The organism is Chryseobacterium sp. 1B4, from assembly GCF_036631475.1.
Taxonomy (GTDB): domain Bacteria; phylum Bacteroidota; class Bacteroidia; order Flavobacteriales; family Weeksellaceae; genus Chryseobacterium.
Window position 1 is genome coordinate 268,083 of the sequence record NZ_JAPNUF010000009.1, and the last position, 16,598, is coordinate 284,680.

Sequence of the window (16,598 nt, forward strand, 5' to 3'; positions counted from 1 at the left end):
ATTACTTAGCTTTTTCAATGATTCTTACTAATCTCCATCTCTTGTTCTTGCTCAAAGGTCTAGTTTCCTGGATTAAAACTGTATCTCCCTCGTTGCATTCGTTGTTCTCGTCGTGTGCAGTATATTTTTTCGTTTTTAATACGAATTTACCATACATCGGGTGCTTCATTCTCATCGTTTCACTAACAACAATGGTCTTTTCCATTTTATTGCTGGAAACAACTCCGATTCTTTCTTTTCTTAAATTTCTTTCCATTGTAAAATGAAATTATTGTTTGTTAGTTAACTCAGTGTTTAGTCTTGCGATTGTTTTTCTCAAATCTCTGATTTGAATCGGGTTTTCAATTGGGCTGATAGCATGAGCCAATTTCAATTTAGAATATTGAGCTTTTGCTTCAGTTAATTGAGCTTGAATATCACCCGCGCTTAAATTTTTAATATCAGCTTTTTTCATTGTATTCAAAGATTATAGAGGTTTAACAAAATCGTTAGCAACGATGAATTTAGTAACTACCGGTAATTTTTGTGCAGCAAGTCTAAGAGCTTCTTTCGCTACTTCGTAAGGAACACCTCCCACTTCGAACATAATTTTACCTGGTTTTACTACAGCTACCCAATATTCAACAGCACCCTTACCTTTACCCATACGTACTTCCGCTGGTTTTTTAGTAATTGGCTTATCTGGGAAGATTTTGATCCATAGCTGACCTTCTCTCATATATCTTGTTGCAGCGATACGCGCAGCTTCAATTTGTCTGGCAGTGATCCAAGCACCTTCCGTTGCTTTAATCCCGAAAGTTCCGTAAGCAAGTTGACTACCTCTCTGGGCATTCCCCTTCATCTTCATCTTATGAACTCTACGGAATTTGGTTCTTTTTGGTTGTAACATAATTTCTAAATTTTAGATTTTAGATTTTAGATTTTAGATTTTTTTTTATTTTAAAAAAGTAACGGTAATTTAAAACTCAAAACTCTAATCTAAAATTTTAATTATTATTGTTATTGTTGTTGTTTTTTCTAGGTCTTCTGTTGTCTCTGTCTCCTCCTCTGTTTCCTCTTTCAGACTGACCTCCTTTTTTCTGTTGTCCCACTAGTGGAGAAAGTTCTCTTTTACCGTAAACTTCACCTTTCATGATCCAAACTTTTACCCCTAGTCTACCATAAGTAGTGTGAGCTTCTGCCCAGTGGTAATCGATATCAGCTCTGAAAGTTGACAATGGAATTCTTCCTTCTTTGAAAGATTCTGATCTTGCCATTTCAGCTCCGTTTAATCTACCAGAGATTTGAACTTTGATACCTTCAGCACCCATTCTCATAGTACTTGCCATTGCCATTTTAACAGCTCTTCTGTAAGAAATTCTGTTTTCAATTTGTTTAGAAATACTATCAGCAACCAATACAGCATCTAATTCAGGTCTTTTGATTTCGAAGATGTTGATTTGAATATCCTTACCAGTCAATTTTTTCAACTCTTCTTTCAGTTTATCAACTTCCTGACCTCCTTTACCGATGATAAGCCCCGGTCTAGCAGTAGTAATAGTTACTGTAACTAATTTTAAAGTTCTTTCAATATAAATTTTTGAAATACCACCTTTAGATAATCTAGCTTCAAGGTATCTTCTGATTTTGTAGTCTTCAGCGATTCTGTCTCCATAATCGTTTCCACCAAACCAGTTAGAATCCCATCCTCTGATGATACCTAATCTGTTACCAATTGGATTTGTCTTCTGTCCCATACCTTGATTAATTTTCTTTGTTACCTAAGATTAATGTAACGTGGTTAGATCTTTTTCTGATTCTATACCCTCTACCTTGTGGAGCTGGTCTTAGTCTCTTCAATTGTCTTGCACTATCCACAAATATTTCTTTAACGATAAGGTTTGCTTCCTCGATATCAGCACCTTCGTTTTTCACTTGCCAGTTAGCCATAGCAGAAAGAAGTAATTTTTCTAACTTGTTAGAAGCATCTTTCTTAGAATATTTTAGGATATAAAGTGCTTTGTCTACCTGCTCTCCTCTAATGATATCAGCAACTAATCTCATTTTTCTCGGAGAAGACGGGCAATTATTTAATGAAGCTTTTACAACGTCTTTGTTAGCTTCTTTTCTTGCGATTGAACTATCTTGTTTTCTTGATCCCATGATTATCTGCTTCCTTTGTTTTTGTTACCACCATGACCTCTGAAAGATCTTGTTGGAGAAAATTCGCCTAACTTGTGACCAACCATGTTTTCTGTAACATATACAGGGATAAAAGATTTCCCGTTGTGTACAGCAATAGTTTGTCCTACGAAGTCCGGAGAGATCATAGATGCTCTAGACCAAGTTTTGATAACTGTCTTCTTACCAGACTCTATATTTGCCTGAACCTTCTTATCTAAAGTATGATGAATGAACGGTCCTTTTTTAAGTGATCTTGCCATAATTATTTTCTTTTAGATACGATGTAACGGTTAGACACTTTGTTTTTCTTTCTAGTTTTGTAACCTTTAGCCGGTTTACCGTTTCTAGATCTTGGGTGACCTCCTGAAGAACGTCCTTCACCACCACCCATTGGGTGATCTACAGGGTTCATTACAACCGCTCTTGTTCTTGGTCTTCTACCTAACCATCTGCTTCTACCAGCCTTACCTGATACAGTTAATTGGTGATCTGAGTTGGAAACAGAACCAATCATTGCCATACATTCAGTAAGGATCATTCTTGATTCTCCTGAAGGTAACTTGATGATTGCATATTTACCATCTCTTGAAGTTAATTGAGCTGAAGAACCAGCACTTCTTGCTAAAATTGCCCCTTGTCCAGGTTTCATTTCAACACAAGAAATTACAGTACCCAATGGAATGTTTTTCAATTTCATTGCGTTACCTACGTTTGGTTCAACGCTTTCTCCTGATACTACTTTCTGATCTACTTTGATACCGTTTGGAGCGATGATATATCTCTTCTCTCCGTCTGCGTATTCTAATAAAGCGATAAATGCAGTTCTGTTTGGATCGTATTCTACAGATTTTACAGTAGCTTCAACGTTTGCTTTGTTTCTTTTGAAGTCAATAATTCTGTATTTCTTTTTGTGTCCACCTCCGGTGTAACGCATGGTCATTTTACCTGTATTGTTACGTCCACCTGACTTTTTAATACCAACTACTAGAGATTTCTCTGGCTTGTTAGTAGTAATTTCCTCAAAATTGTTTACAATTCTGAATCTCTGTCCCGGGGTGATAGGTTTTAATTTTCTAACAGACATTACTATTATTTATAATTAATAATTAATTTACAGCAAAAATATCGATAACCTCACCTTCAGCAAGCTTGATTACCGCTTTTTTCAATTTGTTTGTCTTTCCTACTTGAAGACCTTTTTTAGTGTATTTTGAAGAAACCTTCGGAGCATAAATCATTGTGTTAACGTCTGCTACTTTTACACCGTAAGCTGCTTCAACAGCTTTTTTGATCTCGATTTTATTCGCCTTAGGATTCACTAAGAAAGAATAAGAACCTCTTAAATCTGTAAGGTAATTAGCCTTTTCTGAAATAACTGGTTTAATAATAACTGACATGATTTATTTCTTTAAATTTTCCTGGAATTTTTCAACTGCACCTTCGAAGAAAATGATCTCACCAGCATTTACTAAATCGTAAGAACTGATTTCGTTGAAGTTCATTACTTTAGCTTTAGGTAAGTTTCTTGAAGATAAATATACATTCTTGTTAGCTTCAGGAAGAACGAATAAAGATTTTTTACCGTTAAGTTCCAATGCGTTTAATACATTGATGAAATCTTTAGTCTTAGGAGCAGCAAAGCTCATATCTTCTAAAACTTTAATGCTGTTGTCTCTCATTTTCTGAGATAATACAGATTTTTTAGCTAATCTCTTAAGAGCTTTGTTCAATTTGAATCTGTAGTCTCTTGGTTTTGGTCCGAATACTCTACCTCCACCTCTGAATACCGGAGATTTGATATCACCGTATCTGGCAGATCCTGATCCTTTTGCTTCTTAAGCTTTTTAGTAGAAGCCGTAATTTCGCTTCTTTCTTTTGCTTTATGAGTACCTTGTCTTTGAGCAGCAAGATACTGTTTAACTTCTAAGTAAACCGCGTGCTGATTTGGCTCAATTCCGAATACTGTTTCGTCTAGAGTTACTTTTCTTCCGGTCTCTTTTCCTGATGTATTTAATACTACTAGTTCCATTTTCTGATAATTACATAAGAATTTTTAGCTCCCGGAACAGCACCTTTTACTACTAAAAGATTTTGTTCTTGATCAACTTTTAACACTTGAAGGTTTTGAACAGTTACCTGCTTACCTCCCATTCTTCCAGCCATTCTCATCCCTTTGAATACTCTTGAAGGGTCTGAACCAGCACCGATAGAACCTGGAGCTCTAAGTCTGTTGTGCTGACCATGAGTTGCCTGCATTACACCTCCAAATCCGTGTCTTTTAACAACACCCTGGAAGCCTTTACCTTTTGAAGTTCCTGTTACGTCAACATATTCACCTTCTGCGAATAAATCAACTTTTACTTCTTCTCCTACTTTTACTTCATCAACGAATTCTCTGTAGAATTCAACTAATTTAGCTTTAGGAGCAGAACCAGCCTTTTTAAAATGACCAGCTAACGCTTTACCAACGTTCTTCTCACTCTTGTCATCGAAACCTAACTGAACAGCTTTATAACCGTCTTTTTCTAAGGTTCTGACCTGTAAAACCGAGCATGGACCAGCTTGGATAACTGTACAAGGAATGTTTTTTCCTTCTTCGTTAAACAAAGATGTCATACCGATTTTTTACCAATAATACCTGACATTGTTTATATTATAATAAAATTTATCCTTTATTTATCACCATTTTCCGGGAGTCTGAGGTAATTTCTACTTTTGATATAGGCATACCACGCCCCTAAAATGAGTGTGCAAATCTACGAATAATTTTGTAACTGACAAATATTTCGACTAAAATATTTTGATTTTTAATCATTTACAAAAAATCAGGTTGATCTCATCGCAATATTCATCATTGAAATTATTCCAGCTCAATCGGATTATAAGGCAAGGGTTTGGATTTAACTATCATTGGGCTTCCGTCTGCATTATAAGCCTTCCCATGAAAAATACCCGGGTTATCATGATAGTTTTTTTCTACCTCCCTGTATTTTTCTTTAGTGACATTCAGTATTCTGTCTTCACTTCTAAGATAAATAGGCAGATTTTTCTTGTCAATGGCAATGGCAACAAAATGAAATTCATTTCCTGTATCTGTCAGCTCAAGTATAAGCCCCGGCAGTCCTTCAAATTTATATGGCCCATTATTGGAAGATATTGAATCTGTGAACCAGGCAACATAATCCCTTCCTTTATATTTCACAGTTGCTTTTTTACAGGCATATCCTAAGATAGTTTTGGTACCCTTCTCCAGCTTCCATTTAAAATCAGGCTGTTCCTCCTGATATTGATATATTCCTTTTATTCTCCCCTGATACGTAATTTTTCTTTTCGAAATATCTTTTAAAATCACCGGATGAAAGACAACATTTATATTCATCAGTGCTTCCATCTCCTTTCCATTAATCTCTTTTTGGTGACTGTACTTTTCACTCAGCGAATCGGATTTAAGCTGCTTCACATCACTGAATTTCGAGTAATCCTTTCCTACCTGAAGAATACAGACACTTTCTTTTTTCAATTCTTTACGAGCAACATCAGGAACAAACTCTAACCGGTAATAAACATTGTACAAACTTGTATCATAATTTTCAACTTTGTAAGTAGATGTTTTCATAGAAAAGTTTGGATTATCAATGCGAAACTGAGCATGAAAAACCGAGGCTGTTAAAAAAAGAATAGTAAATAAAATTTCATATTTATAACATTATAAACAAAAGAATCGGAAGCATGAAGCAACCGATTCTATATTTTTTCTTTTAAACGGATTACGAACACTTTATTTCGGCAAAATGATGTACATCATCCCAGAATTCGTCTGTTGTAGCATAATCATTATAATCAAGGTAAAAAACAGCGCCGCAAGGTGTCACAATTGTAACCCAGTTATATGGCTTAAATGTGACTTTAAGAGTTTGAGTAACTCCCTGCTGATTCTTGCTTTCCACTAAGATGGTTTTCTCTTTTGCATTTTCAGCATTAACATCTTTAATTTCAGAGGTATTTGCACTTGCCATACCCGCAACAGCTAACGCTGCGATAAAAAACAGTTTTTTCATTGTTATTAGTTTTTGTTTATTAAACGTATCAAAAATAAAGACCAAAAAATAAAATACCAAATATTTTATGGAAAATATTGCAATTATTTTATTATGTTAAACAAATCCTTATCAGAAATTCATTATAAACTTAAAAAACACTAAAACAAAATCATTTAAACAATTACGGTTACCCCAATCTCTTCCAGGTTGTTTTTATCTTCCTCCAGAATCCCATCATCTGTAATAAGATAATCCACCTGATCTAAACTTGCAATCTTTCCGAATCCCTTCTTATTTAACTTTGAAGAATCCGCAAGGATTACCGTCTGGTCTGCACACTCCATCATAATCTGGTTCAAATGAGCCTCTGCTGCATTGGAGGTACTGATTCCGAATTCAGGATCAATTCCATCTACTCCCAGAAAAAGCTTATTGCAGGAAAACTGCTTCAGAATTCCTTCCGAAATAGAACCTACTATAGACGTAGAACTTTTCCTCACTTCGCCTCCCAGTTGTATAATATTAATGTTAGGATTATTACAAAGCTCAATTGCCACCCGTAAAGAGGATGTTAGCACTGTAAGCGGACCAAAATTCACCAGCATTCTCGCCAGATAATGCATTGTTGTTCCGGATGCCAATATAATACAGTCATTTTCATGAATCAATGATAACGCAGCCCTGGCAATAACCTGTTTTGCTTCCACATTGATGCTTTCTTTCTCACCTACATTCTTTTCATAAGCATACCTTACCTGCTTACTTGCCCCTCCATGATTTCTGAAAAGAAGCCCCAGACTTTCGAGATAGTTCAGATCCTTTCGGATCGTAACCGAAGACACATTGAGCTTTTCACACAGATCCTGCACAAGCACATGCCCTTTATCATCCAGCTCTTTAAGTATTTCATCCTGCCTTGGTAATAGCTTTTCCATTTTATTCGTTTCCTCAAAAATACCGATTTTTTCCGACATCTTAAAATTTCATTTATTTTCTTTTTGCTTTCATTTTTAATTTATATATTTGAAAACGAAACATAAACGAAACATTTATGAAACGAAACGAAGAACTCAGTACATTAACCCAGGTAAAAGAATGGGACTTTATTGTCATAGGAGGAGGAGCCAGTGGTTTAGGTTCAGCATTAGACGCGGTAAGCAGGGGATTCAAAACTTTATTGCTCGAATCTCATGATTTCGCAAAAGCAACTTCCAGCAGAAGTACCAAATTGGTACACGGTGGAGTAAGATATCTTGCCCAGGGAGATGTCGGATTGGTAAAAGAAGCATTGAAGGAAAGAGGACTTCTGGCAAAAAATGCAGCACATATCGTAAAAAATCAGTCTTTCATTATTCCCAACTATACATGGTGGGGAGGAATCTATTATAAGATAGGACTGTCAGTTTATGATTTCCTTGCCGGAAAATTAAGCTTAGGTAAAACAAAATATATCAGCAAATCAAAAACAGTGGAAAAGCTTCCTACTATTGAACAAAACCACTTAATGAGCGGTGTTGTTTATCAGGACGGACAGTTTGACGATGCAAGACTTGCGATCAACCTTACCCAAACTATCATTGAAAAAGGCGGAAGTGCAGTTAACTATGTAAAAGTAATCAATCTTTTAAAAGATGCTTCCGATAAAATAATCGGTGTTGTTGCAGAAGACCAGTTTTCTAAACAGCAATACCAGATCCATGGTAAAGTAGTTATCAATGCAACCGGCGTATTTACCAACGACATCCTGAATATGAACAATCCCAAGCATGGTAAACTTGTAGTACCGAGCCAGGGAATTCATCTTGTACTGGATAAATCCTTCCTGAAAAGCGATGATGCGATCATGATTCCGAAAACATCAGACGGCAGGGTTTTATTTGTTGTTCCATGGCATGACCGGGCTTTGGTAGGAACTACAGACACCCTACTGGAAAATGAAAGCTTTGAGCCCCGTGCACTGGAAGAGGAAATAAGCTTTGTTTTAAATACAGCAAGACAATATCTGGCTAAAAAGCCGACACGTGAAGACGTAAAATCAGTGTTCGCAGGACTACGTCCCCTTGCTGCTCCTAAAGACGGAAGCAAAAGCACAAAAGAAGTTTCCAGAAGCCATAAAGTCATTACTTCAGAAACAGGATTGATTTCCATTATCGGAGGAAAGTGGACCACATACCGTAAAATGGCGGAAGACACAGTAGATGAAGCTATGAAAGTTCACAGGCTGGGAAACAACCCATCAAAAACAGAGCATATGTCCATTCACGGAAATGTAAAACCTGAACAGGTAGACAGAACCAATCATCTGTATGTGTACGGATCAGATATACCAGCCATAAAAGCATTACAGGAAAGCAATCCCCGTTATGCACAAAAAGTCCATCCGGATCATCCTTTCACCGTAGCAGAAATCATATGGGCAGTGAGAGCAGAAATGGCAGAAACGATTGAAGATATCCTGGCAAGAAGAGTCCGTTTGCTGTTCCTGGATGCAAGAGCAGCAATAGACAGTGCTCATAATGTAGCAAGAATTATTGCTGAAGAAAAAGGATATTCTGAAGAATGGGCCCAGCAGCAGGAAAATGAATTCATTGAACTAGCAAAAGGGTATTTACTGACTCCTTATTCACCTAAAGTTATCAACCTAAATTAGCACTATATACATGAATGAAAAGCTTATCCTCGCTCTAGACCAGGGGACAACTTCCTCCAGAGCGATTCTCTTCAACCATAGTGGAGAAATCAAATATGTATCTCAGAAAGATTTCAGACAGATATTCCCTACTCCGGGATGGGTAGAACACGATCCGAATGAAATCTGGTCTTCACAGATCTCCGTAGCAGCAGAAGTTATAGCAAAAGCAGGAATCTCCGGACTGGAAGTTGCCGCTATCGGAATTACCAATCAGCGTGAAACCACCATTGTATGGGATAAAGAAACCGGTGAACCGATCTACAATGCCATTGTATGGCAGGACCGCAGAACTTCAAAATACTGTGACGAACTGAAAGAACAGGGACATGCAGAAACCATCAAAGAAAAACAGGTCTTGTTCTGGATGCTTACTTTTCAGCAACCAAATTAAAGTGGATTCTTGATCATGTAGAAGGAGCAAGACAAAAGCTGAAGAAGGAAAATTGTGTTTCGGAACTGTTGACACGTGGCTTGTGTGGAAACTTACCCGCGGAAAAATGTTCATCACAGACGTTTCCAATGCCAGCAGAACCATGCTTCTGAATATTCACACTCTGGAATGGGATAATCATTTATTAGAGCTATTTGATATTCCTAAAAACATCCTCCCGGAAGTAAAGCAAAGCAGTGAAATATATGGAGAGACCGCTACTACCCTGTTCTCTACCAAAATTCCGATCGCAGGTATTGCCGGAGACCAGCAGGCCGCCCTATTCGGACAGATGTGTACCACTCCGGGAATGGTAAAAAATACCTACGGAACAGGGTGTTTCCTATTAATGAATACAGGAACAGAAGCTGTTTCTTCTAAAAACAACCTTCTTACCACTGTAGCCTGGAAAATTAACGGAGAGGTTAACTATGCACTGGAAGGAAGTGTTTTTGTAGGAGGCGCGGCTATTCAATGGCTGAGAGACGGTCTTAAGCTTATTCATTCTTCCGAGCAGGTGAACGAACTGGCTGCTTCCGTAGAAGATAATGGCGGTGTTTATTTCGTCCCTGCATTAACCGGCCTTGGTGCCCCTTACTGGGATCAATATGCGCGCGGAACGATTGTAGGGATTACCCGTGGAACTACCGATGCCCATATCGCCAGAGCCACCCTGGAGGGAATTGCATTTCAGGTTTATGAAATTGTAAAAGCAATGGAAGCAGATTCCGGAAGAGCCAGCCTTGAATTAAGAGTGGACGGAGGTGCCTCCGCAAGTGATCTTCTGATGCAGATTCAGTCTGATCTTTTCGGATTTAAAATTACAAGACCAAAAACATTGGAAACTACTGCTCTTGGAGCAGCCTACCTTGCAGGACTTGCAGTAGGATATTGGAAAAGTATAGACGAAATCCAGGAACAATGGATTGTAGACAAGGACTTCCACCCTCAACTGGACAGAGAAAAGGTAAATAAAATGACCCACTTCTGGAAGAAAGCTGTAAAAAGCGCTCAAAGCTGGATTGAAGATTAACTCACTTATCAAAAAAACTTATATGACCCCATTTATTGCAGAAGTTATCGGCACGATGCTTCTTATATTGTTAGGCAACGGTGTTGTAGCCAATGTTGTCTTAAAAGATACGAAAGGAAATAATTCCGGATGGATTGTTATTACTACCGCATGGGCACTGGCCGTTTTTGTGGGAGTAACCGTTGCAGGGCCAATAAGTGGGGCCCACCTGAACCCGGCAGTAACCATTGGTCTTGCTGTTGCAGGAAAATTCTCATGGGACCTTGTTCCGTCTTATATCGCAGCGCAAATGATCGGAGGAATGCTGGGTGCATTTTTAGTATGGCTGTTTCATAAGGATCATTTTGCTATCACAGAGGATGAGGGTGCGAAACTGGCATGCTTCAGTACTGGTCCGGCGATCAGAAAAACATCTTCCAATCTTATCAGTGAGATCATCGGAACATTTGTACTAGTATTCTGTGTATTTTATTTTGCTGGTCCCAGTATTTCTTTACAGGCAGATCCGGCAGCTAAAGTAGGCCTCGGATCTATCGGAGCCATCCCTGTTACCTTTGTCGTTTGGGCTATCGGTTTATCTCTGGGAGGAACTACAGGATATGCTATTAACCCGGCGAGAGATCTTGCTCCAAGAATCATGCATTCCATCTTACCCGTAAAAGGAAGCAGTGACTGGGGGTATGCGTGGATTCCTATAGTAGGTCCGATTACAGGAGCTATTATCGCAGCAGTATTATATGGATTTTTAAAATAAAACAAATGATGAGAAAAATCTTAAAGGGAATCTTCGTTCTTGCTTTAGGCACAGGAAGGTTATTTTCACAGGAAAGCGGTGAAACCAAGGAAACCCAAGAAGGAAGACTTGATTTTACAGCCAACATCCAGAACAATCACTTATGGAGAGGACTAATTATTACGGATAAACCTGTCGTGATGGGGAATCTTTCCTACGCCCTGGATGCAGAGAAGAAATGGAAGGTAGGAATCTGGGGTGCCTCTGCATTAGCTGATGATAAGGACAACACCCATTATAAAGAGATCAACTATTATGTCCAATATTCTGACGGGCGTTTTTATATCGGATTATGGGATCTTTATAATTCCAGGAATATCAATACTGCAGTGGCAGCAGATGACATTTTCAGTTATTCACGGAGAAGAACCGCCCATATTATTGATTTAAGAACCAATTATACTTTCGGGCCTTCATTCCCGATTAATATTGAGGCTGATATCATGCTGTACGGAGGTGCCAATGCCGGAGAAGTTATTCTGGAATCCGACGGAAGCTATAAGAAAAACAGATACTCCACTTATGTTCAGGCAAGCTATCCTGTTATTAAGGGGCAGAAAGTAAATCTGGACGCATTTGTAGGAGCCGGGTTTGCTCTCCATGATAAAACCTTTTTGTATGGTAACGGTAAAAACAGTTTCGATATCGTTAATGTAGGAGTAAAAGCAGGAAAAGTAGTAAAGATTACTGATCATTACAGCCTTCCCGTATCCATGATGGCGATGTGGAATCCTTCCAATAGATTTGCTAGAATTCAGCTTGCGGCAACTGTTTTTTAAACAGATTTAAACACAATCATAAAAAGCCACTTCTTTTAGGAGTGGTTTGTTTTTATAAGAAACATGCATCAAATCAAAATTCACAACTCATGTTATCAAAGAGATTTCTTTTACAATTTTTTAATTTTAAACAACAGTGTTTTTACGGTGAATGCTTTGCTTAAAAATTTTTACTTTTGAAAAAAATAGATATGAAAAAGTTTTTCAGTTTAATGGTTCTGTGCATCAGTATTTTTACATGGGCACAACAGACGGATGTTCCTTTTATCGGATATAGGAATTTTGATATTTTGAAAGGATATAGCGGCACCGGTACTCCTCATTATTATCTGGATGTAAAAAGTAATGGTGATGTACATTTTGGCTATGTTCAGATCAATCAGGCCAACGGGGAAGAAACAACGGAAGAAATCAATGCAGGGAAATATGCACCTAATAAAGTAATGAAAGTGGTCTTTAAAAAATATGAGGAAACCTTTTTCGTGAAATTCGACAAAGAAAAAATCTACCTTACCGATGAAAAGGGAAATGTGAAGAATCTTGATGGCTGCTGTTCATCTACTGAGAGCATCACTAAAGAAACCTGCACCTGTGAAAGTGAATTTTTTAAGTAGTGAAATAATATCTATAGAAAAAGCCACTCTATTTTGGGGTGGTTTTATTATTATTTGTCAAAACCACCCCGTCAAATTATCAATTTGACACCTCTCCATAGGAGGGGAATAGTTATACAACCTACTGCATTTGAACAAATCATACTATCACAATACAAATTTCTTTGCTTATCTACCTATAATTGCCAATCACCGGGATTTTACGGTTTATATTCTGCCAAAATATCTTTAATTTTGAAAGGTCATTTGCACCAATGAAAAATTTTAAAATTTTATTTCTATTCCTTCTCTTTCTTATGGTATCATGCAGCAGGAAAGAGAATCATCCTTATACATTTTATTACTGGAAAACCAAACTAAAGCTTGACCATGCAGAAAAGAAAGCACTGGAGAAAGCAACGGTTCCTTATTTATATACAAGATTCTTTGATGTAGATAAAGTCAATGGGAAATTTCAGCCGGTAGCAGTGATTACCAAAGACGTGAGTTTTCAGACAGGAAAACAGATCGTTCCTACGGTTTTTATTACCAATCAGGCTTTGCTGGGCATTTCTGCAGAAGAAACCAAGTTTCTGGCTGAAAGTATTCACCTTTTAATTCAAAAGAAAGCGGAAGAATATAAACTGAAAACCAATAATGAAATTCAGATCGACTGTGACTGGACCGCTGGGACAAGAAATGATTATTTTAAATTTCTGAAGGAACTGAAAAGGATTTCCGGAAAAGAAATAACCTGTACACTTCGCCTTCATCAGGTTAAAGATAAAACAAACCGGTATTCCTCCTGTAGAGAAAGTATATCTCATGTGCTATTCTACATCATCACCATTGGAAAAATCTGATAAGAATTCAATTCTGGATGTCAATATCCTGAAAAGCTATCTTTCAAAAATGGAAGACTATCCGATCAAAAAAATTGAAGTGGCACTTCCTATTTACTCCTGGGGAATTATCACGAACCATTTAGGCAAACACAAACTGATTAATGCTTTATCAAAACAAGATCTGGAGAACCCTGATTTTAAGAGGATATCTGATCATGAAACTGAAGTTCTGAAAGACGGTTTCTACTTTGGAAGCTATTTAAACAAAGGCTTTACAATAAAGGTTGAGGAAATATCTGAAGAACAGCTTAACGATGTTATTAAGTTTTTACAGAAAAAAATACCACATTTTAATATTATTTATTATCAATTAGATAGTAAATTTGTGTCAGACCGTAAATTTTAATCTCCAGCAGATGGAGATCAGCCTGCCTGAACCCTATCATACCATATTATAAACTAAAAAAACACGACAAACCCTATGAAAAAGTATATTCTTTCACTTGCGGTTATATCACTTTTCTATACCCAATCCGAGGCCTGCGCATGGTCGGATCCTGATTATGATTACTTCAACCTTTTTACGCAAACAATCATTAAGGACAAAGCTTACCTTCCTTTTCTGCACAACTATTCAAGCAGGTTTTATGGGGGATACAACCCTTCACTGATTCCTGATGACAATGTTGAAACATGGAGAAAGTTCTTTAATAATCAGCTCAGCTATTCTGAAACCCAGAATCTGGTATATAAAGTGAGCATGAATGACCTGAATGCCTTAAAGAACGGAAATCCGACCAATCCTCTTTTACAGAAGCTGGGATCCGGATTTTATCAGAAGTACAAGGAAGGCATTGATTATTTAATTGAAGCCAAATATCTTGAGCCTTACATGAGCATCAATTATATCGAAAGTGAAAATTCATTTTACTACGACAGAGATGCCAACAGGAAAAATGCAACAGCTCTTGATTACAATAAAACCATTGCTGCTTTAACGTCTTTATATAATGCAGCGCGAAATCCTGAAATCAAGCAGCGCTATGGATACCAGCTGGTACGTCTGAATCATTACACCCGAAATTACGACTCTGCAGTACAGGCTTTCAAAACTTATGTTGCCCCTGTCAAATTAAAAGGAACAGTATATTTCATGTCCCTTGACCAGCTTGCCGGTGCACAAGAGGACTTGAAATGAACAGTGATGCCAACTGGAATTTCTTTCAGGTATTCATGAACAGTAAAGACCGCAAAGAATCTGCATTTGTTTCTATGAAGCTTTCTGATACTGCCTCTTTCAGCAATATCATGAAAAGAGCCAGCACCAATGAGGAAAAGAATATGGCATACTTTCTTTTAGGATATGAGGATTTCAACAACCCGATTCCAACCATGGAAAAGATGTATGAGATCAATCCTGATTCTGAAATCCTGAAGGTAATGGCTGCAAGGAGCATCAATGAACTGGAAAGAAGTTATCTTCCGGTGTATTATTACAATTCTGATGCTGCTAAAAGTCCTTACGTACAAAGAGGAAAAGCAGATAAAAATGCCTCTTCAAAGGATGCCCAACCTTCTGCCACAACTGAAGTAAAGGAAGAAAAGCTTTCTTTCTGGCAAAAAATTGTGAGATTCTTTAAAAACCTCTTCGGGGGATCTAAAAAAGAATCCGCTGATGGGAGTAAAACAGATCAGAGTGATGATGAGTTACTGGACAATCCAAACAGGATTCCGTTCTACACGACTTCCGGTTATGGGTATGATGATAAAATGAAGGATTATCTTGATGATCTTCAGAAGTTCACTGACAAAACCAAAGAAAAATCTAAGGATGAGTTCTGGCAGATTGCAGATGCTTATCTTAAATTCCTTAAAAAAGACTACAAAGGAAGTACGGAAATCCTGAGTGAAATTAAAACGACCAATCCTGAATATCTGGAAGAGATCAAAAGAATGCAGGTTCTGAATGATATCGTTTCACAGCCAAGAATTGATGCAGCATATGAAGACCGGCTGATGAAAGATTATTCGGAATATTTTGTAGAGAAAAAGGTAGAAAAGGATACTGCCACAACTGATAATTTTGATTATTATGGTGAAGTGCCGTCTACGGCTGATTTCCTTAAAGATGTTCTTGCCAACCGTTATTTCCTTCAGGGTGAAGATGGAAAATCATTCCTGATGAACAATAAGCTTTCGGATCTGCAATATAACCCTAACTCGAGTCTTGTGAAGAGTGTGGAAGCGTTTTACAGAAAACCTAATAAAACCCGGTTTGAACAGCAGATCATTGCCAAAAACATGGACAGCGTAGGCAATATTGATGCTTTCTTCAATATCATTTATGGAGACAGAGCCATGAGACTTGCTGACTTTGAAAAGGCAAAATCTTATTATGAAAAAGCAAAAAACTTTGCCGGTATTCCAAGACAGAATTATGAATGGACAGAAAAGGAAGGACAGACTGTTACAGCCAAACAGTATGCACCTGCTGAATACAATGGATTTAAAAACATTTCAAATCTTGTATTCGGGCATAATGTATGGGAAAGTTTTGGAAGTCCTGAAAACGAAAGTATGGAAGCAGAAAACTATACAGATTTCCCTTTCATCAAAACAAGTATGGATAAACTTGAGCTTGCAGATGCATTGATTCAACTTAAAAAGATTGGATCCGGTACGGGTGAAAAAGCCGCAAAAGCCAATCAGCTTATCGGAAACCTGTTGTACAATACTTCTATTTTAGGATATTACCGTCAGTTATTTGTGATGGATATTGACAACAGCAACGGAGGTAAATACGACTTCTGGAATACAGACAGAAAAAATCCTTACCAGTATTATTATAAAAACTTCCTCGATACTTCCTATATTGAACCTGATAATTTTGATCTGTCTATCCATTATTATCAAAAAGCCCTTAAGCTTTCAAATAACAAGGAAGAAAAAGCAAGGATCCTGTTCCAGATGGCAAGTGCCGAGCAAGGTAAATATTACCAGTATGAAGCGAAGGCTCCAAAAGATTTTGATTATTCTGATCCGAAATGGTCTGAGAAAGAAGATGCCCGCCAAAAGGAAATGGATCAACTTAAAAATCAAAAGTACAGAACCTATTTTGCCCAGCTGAAAGCGCAGTATTCCGATACTGAAACAACGAAAAACCTGATGGGAAGCTGTAGTTATTTCAGCTATTTCATGAGATAATATTATTCATAAAAAACCTCTGATGA

19 protein-coding genes and 3 pseudogenes are annotated in these 16,598 nt (G+C 37.5%); 9 read left to right on the forward strand and 13 right to left on the reverse strand.

Going from position 1 to position 16,598, the window contains the following annotated elements:
• Window position 1: 1 nt before the first annotated feature.
• From rpsQ to OWR28_RS20655, 13 genes and pseudogenes are all read right to left on the reverse strand, one after another.
• Complete coding sequence (rpsQ, locus tag OWR28_RS20595) at window positions 2-256, reverse strand: 30S ribosomal protein S17 (RefSeq protein ID WP_002661338.1); 255 nt, start codon at window positions 254-256, stop codon at window positions 2-4.
• A 12-nt stretch (window positions 257-268) separates the two neighbouring features.
• Window positions 269-454, reverse strand: a complete 186-nt coding sequence (gene rpmC / locus OWR28_RS20600; RefSeq protein ID WP_027381309.1) for a 50S ribosomal protein L29 — start codon at window positions 452-454, stop codon at window positions 269-271.
• Window positions 455-466: 12 nt separating this feature from the next.
• Entirely contained in the window at window positions 467-889 is a 423-nt protein-coding gene (gene rplP, locus OWR28_RS20605) for a 50S ribosomal protein L16 (RefSeq protein WP_332388309.1), read from the reverse strand.
• Between the two features lie 97 nt (window positions 890-986).
• On the reverse strand, window positions 987-1,736 hold the full coding sequence (rpsC, locus tag OWR28_RS20610) for a 30S ribosomal protein S3 (protein WP_002983216.1): 750 nt from the start codon (window positions 1,734-1,736) through the stop codon (window positions 987-989).
• Window positions 1,737-1,743: 7 nt separating this feature from the next.
• Complete coding sequence (rplV, locus tag OWR28_RS20615; protein WP_002983214.1) at window positions 1,744-2,142, reverse strand: 50S ribosomal protein L22; 399 nt, start codon at window positions 2,140-2,142, stop codon at window positions 1,744-1,746.
• Window positions 2,143-2,144: 2 nt separating this feature from the next.
• Window positions 2,145-2,423, reverse strand: a complete 279-nt coding sequence (gene rpsS, locus OWR28_RS20620; RefSeq protein ID WP_002983209.1) for a 30S ribosomal protein S19 — start codon at window positions 2,421-2,423, stop codon at window positions 2,145-2,147.
• Window positions 2,424-2,425: 2 nt separating this feature from the next.
• Window positions 2,426-3,247, reverse strand: coding sequence for a 50S ribosomal protein L2 (gene rplB / locus OWR28_RS20625; RefSeq protein WP_002983208.1), 822 nt, complete (start codon window positions 3,245-3,247; stop codon window positions 2,426-2,428).
• Between the two features lie 22 nt (window positions 3,248-3,269).
• The gene (gene rplW / locus OWR28_RS20630) at window positions 3,270-3,560 is read right to left on the reverse strand and encodes a 50S ribosomal protein L23 (protein ID WP_002983204.1); all 291 of its coding nucleotides are present in this window, start codon (window positions 3,558-3,560) and stop codon (window positions 3,270-3,272) included.
• A 3-nt stretch (window positions 3,561-3,563) separates the two neighbouring features.
• Window positions 3,564-4,192: pseudogene (gene rplD / locus OWR28_RS20635) on the reverse strand (50S ribosomal protein L4).
• Window positions 4,183-4,808: pseudogene (gene rplC / locus OWR28_RS20640) on the reverse strand (50S ribosomal protein L3). The pseudogenes rplD and rplC overlap by 10 nt, the downstream one beginning before the upstream one ends.
• A 215-nt stretch (window positions 4,809-5,023) precedes the next feature.
• Window positions 5,024-5,854 carry a GLPGLI family protein gene (locus tag OWR28_RS20645; protein ID WP_332388458.1) on the reverse strand — a complete coding sequence of 277 codons (831 nt, stop codon included), beginning with the start codon at window positions 5,852-5,854 and terminating at the stop codon, window positions 5,024-5,026.
• 76 nt (window positions 5,855-5,930) lie between these two features.
• Window positions 5,931-6,221, reverse strand: a complete 291-nt coding sequence (locus tag OWR28_RS20650) for a hypothetical protein (RefSeq protein WP_332388310.1) — start codon at window positions 6,219-6,221, stop codon at window positions 5,931-5,933.
• 155 nt (window positions 6,222-6,376) lie between these two features.
• Entirely contained in the window at window positions 6,377-7,138 is a 762-nt protein-coding gene (locus OWR28_RS20655) for a DeoR/GlpR family DNA-binding transcription regulator (RefSeq protein WP_332388311.1), read from the reverse strand.
• Between the two features lie 116 nt (window positions 7,139-7,254).
• Between OWR28_RS20655 and OWR28_RS20660 the strand changes: the two genes are divergently transcribed.
• From OWR28_RS20660 to OWR28_RS20700, 9 genes and pseudogenes are all read left to right on the forward strand, one after another.
• Window positions 7,255-8,853 carry a glycerol-3-phosphate dehydrogenase/oxidase gene (locus OWR28_RS20660; protein ID WP_332388312.1) on the forward strand — a complete coding sequence of 533 codons (1,599 nt, stop codon included), beginning with the start codon at window positions 7,255-7,257 and terminating at the stop codon, window positions 8,851-8,853.
• Between the two features lie 10 nt (window positions 8,854-8,863).
• Window positions 8,864-10,358, forward strand: a pseudogene (glpK, locus tag OWR28_RS20665) (glycerol kinase GlpK).
• A gap of 22 nt (window positions 10,359-10,380) precedes the next feature.
• On the forward strand, window positions 10,381-11,112 hold the full coding sequence (locus OWR28_RS20670) for an MIP/aquaporin family protein (protein WP_332388313.1): 732 nt from the start codon (window positions 10,381-10,383) through the stop codon (window positions 11,110-11,112).
• A 5-nt stretch (window positions 11,113-11,117) separates the two neighbouring features.
• Window positions 11,118-11,930 (forward strand): hypothetical protein, encoded by an 813-nt coding sequence (locus tag OWR28_RS20675; RefSeq protein ID WP_332388314.1) that lies wholly within the window; start codon window positions 11,118-11,120, stop codon window positions 11,928-11,930.
• 191 nt (window positions 11,931-12,121) lie between these two features.
• Window positions 12,122-12,544 carry a hypothetical protein gene (locus OWR28_RS20680; protein ID WP_332388315.1) on the forward strand — a complete coding sequence of 141 codons (423 nt, stop codon included), beginning with the start codon at window positions 12,122-12,124 and terminating at the stop codon, window positions 12,542-12,544.
• Window positions 12,545-12,798: 254 nt separating this feature from the next.
• Window positions 12,799-13,386 (forward strand): hypothetical protein, encoded by a 588-nt coding sequence (locus tag OWR28_RS20685; RefSeq protein WP_332388316.1) that lies wholly within the window; start codon window positions 12,799-12,801, stop codon window positions 13,384-13,386.
• Window positions 13,349-13,774, forward strand: a complete 426-nt coding sequence (locus tag OWR28_RS20690; protein ID WP_332388317.1) for a hypothetical protein — start codon at window positions 13,349-13,351, stop codon at window positions 13,772-13,774. The genes OWR28_RS20685 and OWR28_RS20690 overlap by 38 nt, the downstream gene beginning before the upstream one ends.
• A gap of 75 nt (window positions 13,775-13,849) precedes the next feature.
• On the forward strand, window positions 13,850-14,566 hold the full coding sequence (locus tag OWR28_RS20695) for a hypothetical protein (RefSeq protein ID WP_332388318.1): 717 nt from the start codon (window positions 13,850-13,852) through the stop codon (window positions 14,564-14,566).
• Window positions 14,563-16,572, forward strand: a complete 2,010-nt coding sequence (locus OWR28_RS20700; protein ID WP_332388320.1) for a hypothetical protein — start codon at window positions 14,563-14,565, stop codon at window positions 16,570-16,572. The genes OWR28_RS20695 and OWR28_RS20700 overlap by 4 nt, the downstream gene beginning before the upstream one ends.
• The last annotated feature ends 26 nt before the right edge of the window (window positions 16,573-16,598 follow it).

What these genes read in the sequence shown, in the direction of transcription:
- rpsS (WP_002983209.1), bottom strand. Translation starts at nt 2,423, where the DNA reads ATGGCAAGATCACTTAAAAAAGGACCGTTCATTCATCATACTTTAGAT.
- rplW (WP_002983204.1), bottom strand. Translation starts at nt 3,560, where the DNA reads ATGTCAGTTATTATTAAACCAGTTATTTCAGAAAAGGCTAATTACCTT.
- OWR28_RS20670 (WP_332388313.1), top strand. Translation starts at nt 10,381, where the DNA reads ATGACCCCATTTATTGCAGAAGTTATCGGCACGATGCTTCTTATATTG.
- OWR28_RS20690 (WP_332388317.1), top strand. Translation starts at nt 13,349, where the DNA reads ATGTGCTATTCTACATCATCACCATTGGAAAAATCTGATAAGAATTCA.
- rplV (WP_002983214.1), bottom strand. Translation starts at nt 2,142, where the DNA reads ATGGGATCAAGAAAACAAGATAGTTCAATCGCAAGAAAAGAAGCTAAC.
- rplB (WP_002983208.1), bottom strand. Translation starts at nt 3,247, where the DNA reads ATGTCTGTTAGAAAATTAAAACCTATCACCCCGGGACAGAGATTCAGA.
- OWR28_RS20695 (WP_332388318.1), top strand. Translation starts at nt 13,850, where the DNA reads ATGAAAAAGTATATTCTTTCACTTGCGGTTATATCACTTTTCTATACC.
- OWR28_RS20680 (WP_332388315.1), top strand. Translation starts at nt 12,122, where the DNA reads ATGAAAAAGTTTTTCAGTTTAATGGTTCTGTGCATCAGTATTTTTACA.
- OWR28_RS20700 (WP_332388320.1), top strand. Translation starts at nt 14,563, where the DNA reads ATGAACAGTGATGCCAACTGGAATTTCTTTCAGGTATTCATGAACAGT.
- OWR28_RS20655 (WP_332388311.1), bottom strand. Translation starts at nt 7,138, where the DNA reads ATGGAAAAGCTATTACCAAGGCAGGATGAAATACTTAAAGAGCTGGAT.
- OWR28_RS20660 (WP_332388312.1), top strand. Translation starts at nt 7,255, where the DNA reads ATGAAACGAAACGAAGAACTCAGTACATTAACCCAGGTAAAAGAATGG.
- rpmC (WP_027381309.1), bottom strand. Translation starts at nt 454, where the DNA reads ATGAAAAAAGCTGATATTAAAAATTTAAGCGCGGGTGATATTCAAGCT.
- OWR28_RS20675 (WP_332388314.1), top strand. Translation starts at nt 11,118, where the DNA reads ATGATGAGAAAAATCTTAAAGGGAATCTTCGTTCTTGCTTTAGGCACA.
- rplP (WP_332388309.1), bottom strand. Translation starts at nt 889, where the DNA reads ATGTTACAACCAAAAAGAACCAAATTCCGTAGAGTTCATAAGATGAAG.
- rpsQ (WP_002661338.1), bottom strand. Translation starts at nt 256, where the DNA reads ATGGAAAGAAATTTAAGAAAAGAAAGAATCGGAGTTGTTTCCAGCAAT.
- OWR28_RS20650 (WP_332388310.1), bottom strand. Translation starts at nt 6,221, where the DNA reads ATGAAAAAACTGTTTTTTATCGCAGCGTTAGCTGTTGCGGGTATGGCA.
- rpsC (WP_002983216.1), bottom strand. Translation starts at nt 1,736, where the DNA reads ATGGGACAGAAGACAAATCCAATTGGTAACAGATTAGGTATCATCAGA.
- OWR28_RS20685 (WP_332388316.1), top strand. Translation starts at nt 12,799, where the DNA reads ATGAAAAATTTTAAAATTTTATTTCTATTCCTTCTCTTTCTTATGGTA.